Annotated in this window: 5 protein-coding genes; 4 read left to right on the plus strand and 1 reads right to left on the minus strand. The window is 39.5% G+C overall.

What is annotated here, in order from left to right; genetic code table 11:
- Positions 1–14: 14 nt before the first annotated feature.
- Entirely contained in the window at positions 15–1,286 is a 1,272-nt protein-coding gene (locus tag AC6CHI_RS11180) for a hypothetical protein (protein WP_498121323.1), read from the minus strand.
- Positions 1,287–1,438: 152 nt separating this feature from the next.
- Between AC6CHI_RS11180 and AC6CHI_RS11185 the strand changes: the two genes are divergently transcribed.
- The 4 genes from AC6CHI_RS11185 to AC6CHI_RS11200 all read left to right on the plus strand — a co-directional run bounded on the left by AC6CHI_RS11185 (position 1,439) and on the right by AC6CHI_RS11200 (position 11,352).
- Positions 1,439–4,675: a type I restriction endonuclease subunit R gene (locus tag AC6CHI_RS11185; protein ID WP_498121324.1), complete on the plus strand. Its 3,237-nt coding sequence runs from the start codon at positions 1,439–1,441 to the stop codon at positions 4,673–4,675.
- Between the two features lie 598 nt (positions 4,676–5,273).
- On the plus strand, positions 5,274–5,669 hold the full coding sequence (locus AC6CHI_RS11190) for a WYL domain-containing protein (protein WP_498121414.1): 396 nt from the start codon (positions 5,274–5,276) through the stop codon (positions 5,667–5,669).
- A gap of 367 nt (positions 5,670–6,036) precedes the next feature.
- The gene (locus tag AC6CHI_RS11195; RefSeq protein WP_498121325.1) at positions 6,037–8,682 is read left to right on the plus strand and encodes an isopeptide-forming domain-containing fimbrial protein; all 2,646 of its coding nucleotides are present in this window, start codon (positions 6,037–6,039) and stop codon (positions 8,680–8,682) included.
- A gap of 15 nt (positions 8,683–8,697) precedes the next feature.
- Positions 8,698–11,352, plus strand: a complete 2,655-nt coding sequence (locus AC6CHI_RS11200; RefSeq protein WP_498121326.1) for a COG1470 family protein — start codon at positions 8,698–8,700, stop codon at positions 11,350–11,352.
- Positions 11,353–11,753 lie beyond the last annotated feature (401 nt).

The following is an 11,753-nucleotide window of genomic DNA, read 5'->3' on the forward strand; positions in this document are numbered from 1 at the left end:
AACCTTATCCTATTCTATACTGCAATTTTTTCCCCTGTATTTAAGCATAAGAGGTATTGTTCATCTAACCTTTGGAATGCCAGTGTAGTAGGTGGCTCTTGTTCCATGAGTGCTTGAATACCCTGTTTAGCTATTCTCTTAGTAAACATACTTTTTTCAGTAAAGTTCACTGTAAATTTATCAACTCTTTGTAATAACTCTTTTTTTCTTACATCTAAAATACCAGGTTGATCTTTTGATTTTTGATCGAGTTTAGCGCCAGCAGCAAATGCTGATCCTGCAATTACACTTCCTAGAGGTAGTAGAGGTATAAAACCAGCAGTTAATGCTGTAGATGCAATTTTCCCCTTATTATCATTAACTTTTTTTTGAGCTTTATTAACCCAAGAATTCATGGCATTAATTTCATTAGTCATACTTTCTTTTACAAGATTACTTAGCAGCATTAATTTATCTAATTCTTGTAAAATACGTTGCTGAATTAATTCTTTAACTGAATCCATATCTCCCAAATAATCCATGATATGGCAACAAATCATTCGCAAACTCAGACATAGAAATGCCAATTCTGCTAGTTCATTTACTTCATTTATCTTTTTCTCTATACCTGTTTTAAGATCAGCAGTTCCAAACATTTCCTTATGTTCAACTTTTTGTAATCCATATTTCTCAAAATCAGCTTTAAGGTGCAAATAGATCTGTTTAAGGTCATCATCATATTTAGACAAAATAGAAGCGTTAATAATGTTATGTTGCTGTTCTTGTTTCACATGGATAAGCAATTCAGTCTTTTCTTTTAAACTGTCAAAGATCGCTTGAATTCTAGTTTTCCGTTCGGTTTGCTGGAAGTCTGTGATGCGATTTACCCCATCCTGCAGATCTTCTAATTTTTTATTAATGTCAGCCAAATGCTTTTGTGCAACTACTACAGAAGCAATTTGCCAAACAGCAGCAGCATTTACTAAATTTGATAATGAATCAGCATGATACAGACGAGCATGCTCTGTAAATTGTCCATTGGTCGCTCTAGAGAATGCTCTTAGACCATTTCCATCAGCAGCTTTGGCTAAATCACCATGAATCACCACTTCCATAATATGCTTATTAGCCACTTCTGCTGCTGTCATTAAAGCAGGCGCTGCTTGTGCGGCAACAGAAGCGATATTTGAAAGGGCATCTAAATAAGGAATTTTCTTATATTCTTTTTCCTGTGTAGAACCTAGAGCTGAAATTTCTATTAAAGGACGTTTCTCATCTTCCCCAATTATAATTACATGCGAACTCATCATTTTTATCCTTATTACTAAGTAAGACTAAGTTTAAGACTCAATTTATCTAATTGTTATAAATAGCTAAAATTGCGAAATTTATCTACTTTTTTGTTATATTTAGCCTACAACTTTTCAAAAATTATAATGTGAGGGTTTTTGTGTCTAAGATGACTGAATCAGACATAGAGCTGATGGCAATAGAACGACTTGAAGGATTAGGTTATACCTATGTTTATGGACCCGAGATTGAATCAAAGGGGAGTAATCCTTTAAGAAGTTATAAGCAAGTCATCTTAGAAGCAAAGGTATTAGAAGCCCTACAACGCTTGAACCCTCAATTGAGTGAAGAGAAAAGAATCGAAGCACTCAAACAAGTGACGAATATCCAGTCTCCAGAACTTCAAGCGAATAATCAAAGTTTTCATCGATTACTTACTGAAGGAATTAACCTTGAGATTACTAAAGAGGGTAATACTCAAGGTGAACTTGCATGGCTTATAGACTTTAACGAGCCTATGAACAATGAGTTCCTTGTGGTTAATCAGGTAACCATTCGTGAGGATCGCTGGGAACGCCGTCCAGATGTCATTCTTTATGTGAATGGCTTGCCCTTGGTTGTTATTGAATTGAAGAATGCTGCCGATGAGAATGCAACAGTTGAAGGGGCTTACAAGCAAATTCAAACCTATAAGAGCCAAATTCAATCACTCTTTACCTATAATGCTTTCAATATTATTTCAGATGGTTTAGAGGCGAAAGCAGGAACAATCTCTGCTGATCTAAGTCGTTATATGGCTTGGAAGACTACCAATGGTCAAACCAAAGCAAAGAAAACCCAAGCTCAACTTGAAGTATTAATTCAGGGATTACTTAATCCAGTTACATTGCTCGACATGATCAGACATTTCATTGTCTATGAGGCAATGGAGAAGGTGGATCATAATGGGATTAAATCTATTAGCTCTGTGAAAAAGCTAGCTGCTTACCATCAGTACTATGCAGTGAATGCAGCAGTTCTCTCCACCATTCGTGCGTCTGCAGTTAATTCGGACTCGAAATCAGCAGAAGCTGCGATGCTACATCAGGGGAGAAATAAGCTCGAACTGGTACAGCAGCAAGCTGTAGGGGACAAAAAAGCAGGTGTTGTCTGGCACACCCAAGGTTCGGGTAAATCTCTGTCGATGGTGTTCTATACGGGTAAGATCGTCCTTGCACTTGATAATCCAACTGTCGTAGTCATCACAGATCGTAATGATCTAGATGATCAACTCTTTGGTACTTTTGCAGCATCAAGCCAACTTCTCAGACAAACCCCGAAACAAGCCGACTCACGAGAAGAGCTTAAAGAATTACTGAAAGTAGGTTCGGGCGGTGTAATTTTCACGACCATTCAAAAATTCCAACCTGATGATGGTGGAAGTATTTATGAAGAACTATCAAATCGGACTAACATCGTAGTAATTGCAGATGAGGCACATCGCTCTCAGTATGGCTTTAATGCCAAAGAAGTTGATGTAAAAGATGCTAATGGCAAAGTGGTTGGCAAGCGTACTGTGTATGGTTTTGCAAAGTACATGCGAGATGCTTTACCGAATGCGACTTACCTTGGTTTCACAGGAACACCAATTGAAAAGACAGATGTAAATACGCCAGCAGTCTTTGGAAACTATGTAGACATCTATGACATTTCTCAGGCAGTAGAAGATGGTGCAACTGTCCGAATTTTCTATGAAAGCCGTTTGGCAAAAATTGCGATCAGTGATGAAGGTAAAGAACTCATTGAGCAGTTTGATGAGCAATTTAGCGAAGATGATTTAAACCAGACTCAAAAAGAACGTGCAAAATGGGCGCGAGTAGAAGGTCTCATTGGTAGCAAAGAACGTATTAGAGCAATTGCAAAAGACATTGTAGAACACTTTGAGCAGCGTCTTGTCGCCAATGCAAACCAAGGTAAAGGCATGATCGTTAGCATGTCCCGCCGTATAGCTGTTGATCTCTATAATGAGATAGTAAAACTTAAACCCGAGTGGCATAGCGATGATTTAAACGATGGCGTAATTAAAGTCGTAATGACTTCTGCTGCCTCAGATGGCGAGGATATTGCAAAGCATCACACGACCAAGCAGCAACGCCAAACTCTAGCAAATCGAATGAAAGATGATAATGACAAGCTGAAGCTCGTCATTGTTCGTGATATGTGGCTGACTGGTTTTGATGCGCCAAGTATGCATACGCTTTATATTGATAAACCGATGAAAGGTCATAACCTCATGCAAGCCATTGCACGAGTAAACCGAGTGTATAAAGACAAGATTGGTGGTTTAGTCGTTGACTACTTGGGAATTGCTTCTGACCTTAAAGAAGCACTGTCCTTTTATTCAGAAGCTGGTGGTAAAGGTGATCCTGCTCTCATCCAAGATGAAGCAGCGGCCATCTTGCAAGAAAAGCTAGAAGTACTTGATGGAATCATGCATGGCTATGACTATAGAGAATACTTCACTGCAACGACTTCTAGGAAGCTCAGCATAATTTTGGAAGCTGAAGATCACATTCTAGGTGTGGATCAAGGGCAGGGAAGAACACGTTTTTTAAATGCTGTAGCTGCTATGTCTCAGGCATTTGCATTGGCAACACCACACCCATCAGCAATGGAGGCTGCACATATCGTGGCATTCTTCCAAGCAGTGAAAGCGCGTTTAGCTAAGTTTGGTGATGGTACAGGCAAAATAACTGGTTTAAGTAATTCAGAGCTTGAAGCCAAGGTAAAACAAACCATAGATGAAGCATTGGTAACAGAGCAAGTCGTTGACATCTTTGATGCAGCAGGTATTCAAAAGCCTGACATTTCAATTCTTTCAGATGAGTTCATGCAAGAAATGAAAGGCTATCAGCATAAGAACATTGCTTTAGAAACTTTAAAGAAGTTACTGGGTGATGAAATTAAGATGCGCGGACATCGCAGTGTTACTCAGGGCAAGAAGCTCATGGATATGTTGAGCTCAGCTATTAAGGGTTATCAAAACAAAGTCCTGACAGCAGCACAAGTGATTGATGAGCTCATCAAGTTGGCTAAAGCCATTCAAGAGTCTGATAAGTTGGCTCAAGAGTTAAACCTCACTGAATACGAATATGCCTTCTATTCTGCTGTCGCTGAAAATGATAGTGCAAGAGAACTAATGCAGAAAGAGATCCTAAGAGAACTTGCTGTGGTGCTCACTAGGTCTATTCGTGAGAATGTCACTTTGGATTGGACCATTAAAGAAGCTGCACGAGCGAAGCTAAGAGTCATTGTGAAGCGACTTTTGAAAAAGTATGGCTATCCGCCTGATATGGCATTGCTGGCTACAGAGACTGTTCTTGAACAAGCAGAATTGCTAGCTGAGGGCTTCGCAGAAGCAGCTTAACTGTGTAGTTTGAGGGTATTACTTTGGGTACTCATTTTTGAGAATAAGTACCTAGATGAGTACCTGAGCCTATGCTACACTACAAAAAGTGCTTATGTGTCAAAGAGATGACGTGTCGGTTCGAGTCCGACCCTCGGGACCATATATTAAAAAGCCCTCAAGCATATTAAGACTTGGGGGCTTTTTTATTAGCCAAATGAAAAGGTGTGTAATATTTGAAATTCTAATGCTAATTTTTTTGAAAAATGAATGGATGTAGATTTTATAATAATAAATTCCCTTAAAATTAATAAGTAATTACACTGTTATTTTAAATTAATAGAATATTATTTTTAAATGTATATTTAATTTAATGTTTTATCTGATTTAGAGTTGTTAATAAATTTTTATTTATAAAATTAACTGAACATATTTTTAAAAAACTACATCTGTGGTGTGTAGATAGGCATTAAATATATAAATCTATTTTTTATATTATCTAAAAATTAATATCAATTTTGAATCAATCAATAAATAAGGGTTTGTTATACTCTGCCTTCTTGCTAATTATTCAAAATAGATAAAGAATCTTAAATCAATAGAGGGGCGTAGTTTGAAGGTGGAAGTAACTGCTGTAGTGCTGATGGTTCTTTCGTTTGGTGCTTTAATCTTGGTGGGGCGAAAGTTAAAGTCTAATTTTGATATAGATCAGTCAACTAGTGTTTATACAGAGACTGAGCCTTCTGTAAATAATGAGTCTGAATGTTTGTGTGCACCATGTAAAACAGTTGAAATTTTATATCAGAATGCACAAGGTAAAATGACTATACGCGATATTGATATCCTTCATGTCTACCAAGAAAATAAAATTTGGTATGTGGATGCATTTTGTCATTTAGTTGCGGAACAACAGAAATTTAATGTGGATCATATTAAGTGTCTTAAATGTCCCAAACATTGTTCTCGGTTAATTAATCCGATTGAGATTTTAGAATATCTCACGCAACATATTTAAGTGAGTTAAATCTAGATTTTATTGATTTTTTTTAGGGTTTTCTAATAGATCGGAGGCTTTGTGCTCTTGTGTTGATGCGACATAGGCGGCTATTCAAAATATAGTTTTGTTTGGGCTTCGATTGTCTATTTTGCATGGATAAGCATTGTCTTTTTCACAGATGTTCCTCTTTTGCCATTGATGTAAAAGATCTCATAAGGCGTGGATTTAACGGTTAGGTGCGTAACATAGCCGTTTGCAGAAGAATAGCGATAAAAAATGTGTAAAGGCGTGTGCAAAATAATCAACAAATGATACATTTATGTATAATAGTGTGACCTAATTATCATTAATTGTAAATTTTGTGAGTATTTGCTATATGCAGGGGATGACAACAAAAATATACCAAGCGCTGTTGGGGAGTGCGGCACTATTATTGGTTGGTATTTGCCATGCTTACCCTCAACCTGGAAGCTATATTTCTAACGTTGCATCAGGGGATTATACCGATGAGATGGGTAATCTCTTATTGGTCAACTCCAATCCTGTCGCATTGGAGGTCCAAAAAACCTATGCACTGACTTTAGTTCAAAATCAAAACCAATATGGGGTGGTTGGTGGAGCGGTGAACCTTCCGCATGTTCTGACCAATACAGGTAATACGTCTGATCAATATTTACTTACGTTAGTGCAAAGCAGTAGCGATAACTTTGACTTAAGCAATGTCAAGGTCTATGCCGACCGCGATCAAAATGGTTTACCAGATAATACTGAAGATCTACTGAATGGTTCAATTGAGCTGAATGCAGGACAATCTTTAGCGGTTGTAATTGTGGGTAGCATTCCTACCAATGTAACTTTTAATCAGCTCAGTAGTTTAGATCTCAAAGCTGTGAGCCAGCAAAATACTACGCTTTCTGCACAAGTCACAGATACGATTCGCGTCGTCGATGATGCAGTGATTTCTCTGATCAAAGCTCAAAGTGCAAGTGAAGGTAATATCGGTGATGAAATTACCTATACTTTAACCTATCGAAATACCGGTACAGCAACACGACGAGTGGTATTGCAAGATGTCTTAGATGATTCTTTAGAGTATGTTGCGGGTTCAGCGATCTGGAATCAAAATAGCACAGCATTAACTGATGCAAATGATACCGAAGCATCGGCCAATACCGGAATTGCTTATCAACTCAAACCAGATGCAAAGAGTCTAGAAGCCAGCATTGCCGCTGTTGCACCGCTTACATCCGGCACGTTGACCTTTAAAGCCAAAGTGAAACAAGGTGCGGTCAATAAAATTCCCAACACGGCAGGATTTGTACAATATGACGCGGATAACACCACGGTAAAACTAAGCAGTTTTTCCAATACTGTGATCTACAACTTGGCCGTTGTCTATGGGGTGGTTTTAAATAATACATCCAGTTCCGCAACGAACGTGGGGAACCCGAATAGCAGTCCCGATAACTTGGTGATTCAAGCCAGTTTGAAACCTGGACAAGAAGTTTTCTTTAATAACTATGTTTGGAACGTTGGAAATACCACAGATACCTATAATTTAAGTTATAGCTCAAGCAATCTACCGAGCTGTGCCAAAGTTAATTTTTATACGCAGGACGGAAAAACTTTACTCACGGACACCAATGGTGACGGCAAAGTCGACACCGGTTCGATTTCAAATGCAGCGGTTAAACATATTCAGGTCGGAGTATCCGCCTCGACAGGGTGCACTAGTAGCGTTAGTAATATCCATCTGGATGTAGTTGCAACATCGATTGCTTCAAGTACAGTCTCTGACCCGATTCGTAACCAAATTACAGCTTTAACGGCAGTATCGAGCAGTAGCGATTTATATAACGCAGATCAGTCGGGTTTAGGCGTGGGGATCGTGGATAACGCCGGTCAACCTTTACGCACGGTTAAAGTGGCTTCGGGTAAAGCGGTTTTTCCTTTGGTGGCAAAGAATAATTCTACCCTGGCCAATAACTATAATTTGTATGCATCCTTTAGTGCGATTGATGTGACCAATATTGCGTTTACTGCTAAAACAGGTTTTAGCGTCAAATTTTATGAAGGTGATGCCAGTTGTCAAACGCTTGGTAAGCAAATTACCAATACGGGAGTTTTAGCCGCAGGGGCAAGCAAGGCTTATTGCGCAGTGATTGAGGTTGACGCCAGCCAACAGAATTTTACAGTACCGATTTGGTTTGCGATTCAATCACCGGTTAATCAGCAAGCAGACTCGATTAAGAACCAAGTTGAAAGTAATGTGGCACGCCTACTCACTTTGACCAATGATCAGCAGGGTCAGGTAAGCGTGGGTGGCACGATTGTTTATAGTCATACTTTACAGAATTTGGGCAATATGGCAGAAGGGGCAAATGCAGGTTCTCAAGTGAATTTGAAAGTTGTACCCCTTAAAAATGATGGCTTTGTCTATACCCTTTATTATGATGCAAATAAAAATGGTCAGATTGATAGTGCAGACCAAATTATTAGTGCAACCACCAGTTTAAATCAGCTTTTGGGCAGTTCGGGTTTAGTGGCTCAGGCAGACATTCAACTGTTACTTAAAGTTCAGGCGGCACCTTCGGCAACGGAAGGAGTAATGAGTCAGGCAGATATTGTGGTTGAAGTGTCTGACTTTAATGGCATCCATTTAGATAACTTAAAAAACACTGATGTCACTACGGTTGCAACGGGGCATTTACAGTTAGTTAAAACACAAGCAGCGAATAGTAGCTGTACAACCACTAATTTAGCATCTTTGAGCTATTCCACCCAATTGGTTTCGGTCAAGCCGAATCAATGTGTGGTGTATAAGCTGACGCTTAAAAATGATGGTAGTTCGGTGGTGAAAAATGTGCAGTTTAATGATGTTGTTCCTGCCTATACCAGCCTTGTAGGCATGCCTATGATTGTTCCGATGGGGACAAATTTATCTTCTGGTGACAAAGTTTCTGCTTTGGTGAGTAGTTTAGATCCAAATCAAGAAGCCAATTTCTACTTTGTTATTCGTGTTAATCCTTAAGCATAGGCTCGGAAAATGTTTGCAGAAAAGAAAATGATTCGAAATATGCGTATTGCCATGCTGAGCTTATTGGGGGCAACAGCATCGACTTGGGTTTTTGCTGATGCGCTGGTCATCAGTAACATGGCGGTGGGTGAATACAAAGAAGAAGGCTCAACTGTGGTTCAAGTGGCTCGTTCCAATTTGGTTCAAACCACAGTGATTCCTCGATATGAATTTGTTTTAAACAGTGATCGGACTGAATATGTTCGTCCTGGTCAGACGGTCTACTATCATCATGTCCTTAGTAATATAGGCAATGAAAAAGATAGCTATAACCTGTCTGTAAGCCCTATAACTGGTGGAGGTTTTAATTACGAGAATATCGGGGTTTATCTTGATGCAGATCGTAATGGTATTCCAGACAGTGATTCGCCGATTGGTCAATATGCTCTATATGCTGGTGAGTCTGTTTCATTGATTGTAAAGGCAAGTATTCAATCTGATGCAAGCTTAAATAGTTCGAGTCAATTGGAGTTGAAAGCAACCTCTGTTCAGCAACCTTCTATGTGGCGTACTAATAAAGATACGGGATATATTACTTCACAAGCTGTATTGAGCCTAACCAAACGGTTTGATAAAACAACTGTAGTGTATGGAGATATCGCAACAGTCCGTTTAACCTATTTCAATAATGGCAATACCAGTGGTGTGGTGAATATCAGCGACCTGCTAGATACCACACAGTTGACGTATGTAGCTGGTGGTGAGAACTGGAATGGGTTGGCACTCAATGCTGCATCAAATAATGATGATCCGACAGGAATCAACTATTATTTGGATGCGGATGGTAAAACGATTCGCGCACAAATCACCAATGTTCCAGCCAATGCGCAGGGTTATATTGAGTTTCGTGTTCGTGTAGCAAGTACAGCGCCAGGTGAGATTTCTAACTTGGCCAATATGAACTATGACCATGATGGTCTTTCTACCACAGCAAACAGAATTACGCAGTCGAACACCGCAGTATTAACCATTAAGCCGATGTATGGGGTGGTGATTAATGCTGATGCAAGTAATGCAAGTGGTAGTGATTTACTAGAAAAATTAAGGGTAAGTGGTGGTACGGTTCTTTTTGAAAACTACGTTTGGAATACAGGAACCGCAGCGGATCGGTTTAATTTAAGTTTTAACAGTCATAATTTACCCGTAGGTAGTGTGTTGGAGTTTTATCGTGCAGATGGGGTGACCCCACTATTTGATACGAATAATGACGGTATTGTGGATACAGGAACTTTGGCAGCAGGTGCAAATCTACCTATAGTCGTTAAAGTAAGGTTCCCAACAGATTATGTCGATACAGCCGATACGACCTATAGCATTGTCCCTAAAGCTCAGTCGATTTCTGACAGCAGCAAAACAGATACTGTGCTCGATAAAACCTCTTTGGTTCAGGGTGTTGCTGCTCGCATTGTGGATTTGGTGAATAGTCCTGAAACCACAGCCAATGGTGCGGGAAATGGCAATGTGTCAAATGGTAATTTGCCGTGGAAAACTTTGGCTGGGGTGAACAATCAAACGGTGGTGTTTCCATTAGCAGTTCGTCATACTGGTCAAGCAACTTCCTATAGTTTTAGTGCTGATGCTGATAATAATTTTGCAACAGTCGCATTACCTACAGATATTCGTTCGGTTCGTTATTTTGCTACATCGACGACAAACTGTTCAGCACTTGGAGCGGAAATTACTTCAACCCGATTACTCAATGATGGTGAGTCTCAGCTATATTGTGCTGTCGTGGAAATTCGGGCGGATGCCAAAACCACAGCTCAACCAATTCCAATTTATTTTAAAGTGACATCTTCTAGTTTACCTAGCTCAGCGCCAAATAATGGTTATGACGTGATCCAAAATGCTATTACGATTAACTCTAATGCGAGTCAGGGTGGAGTGAGTTTAGAGCCTGATTTACGTGGGCAGATTGCACCAGGCGGTAGTATTGTTTATAGCCATATTTTAAAGCCGTGGGGAATGTCTGTATTGTCCGCAACGGATAATTTAAGCGTTGCCAATGATCGTACAGGTTTTACCACGACTCTTTATTACGATGCCAATAATGATGGGCAGTTAGATGCGTCTGACCCGATGATTCAGAATTTATCTGTTGTGAATGCTGCTATTCTCAGCAGTAAAGCACCGATTCGTATCTTTAATAAAGTTGAAAATACCGCGTATAACACTGTCGGTGTAGTGAATACATCGATCATTAGCCTAAAAAATAGTGCTGGTACTGTGCTGGATACAGCGACCGATATCACCACCATTACCACCGCACCTGTACGTTTAACTAAATTACAAGCCAAAGATAATAACTGTGATGGCGTAGCGGATAGTGCGTATACCTCAAATCTATTGCCGATTACACGTAATGCAGGTGGTTCGGGGCAATGCGTTTTGTATCAATTAACCGTGAAAAATTTGGGAGCTTCGGCCATTGGTCGATTTAATTTTTATGATTACACGCCTGAAGCGATGGTGATGAGTAAAGCACCAATGTGTACAAGCTGTGAGTCTGGCTCGCTTAGTGCGCCTGCACTCGGGCAAACAGGTGCCATTAAAGGGTCAGTTGCAGCAATCAAAAGCAATGAAAGTCATAGCTTGGAGTTTGGAGTGAAGTATGTGGGGAACTAAGTCTATGAAGTACCGTATGGTGTTGTTAGCCAGTTTAGGTTTTTTTTCGGTGCTAAATACAGCAAATGCAGCCATTCCAACTTTAGAGATATCAGCAGCAAGTGGTAATACCAGTACTACAGGCCCAACAACCTCATCTCAAGCCAATACGTACCAGTTTAATCCTGATAATCCTACAGCGAATACTTTTACTAATGCGTATTTCCCTAAGACAACAGTAACGTACAGTTTTTTGACACAACAATATAACAATGGAATGGTTTTTGGTAGTAATGATACTTCTAATGGTAATAATCGAGTTTTTATTCCACTAGTGGCGCAAGGTGCACCGACAAATAGTGATTTTTCGTCAAGTAGATTTAATATTGGTACTGGTATAGATGTTAATCAAAATTATGGAA

It is taken from the genome of Acinetobacter sp. GQ146 (genome assembly GCF_059758585.1).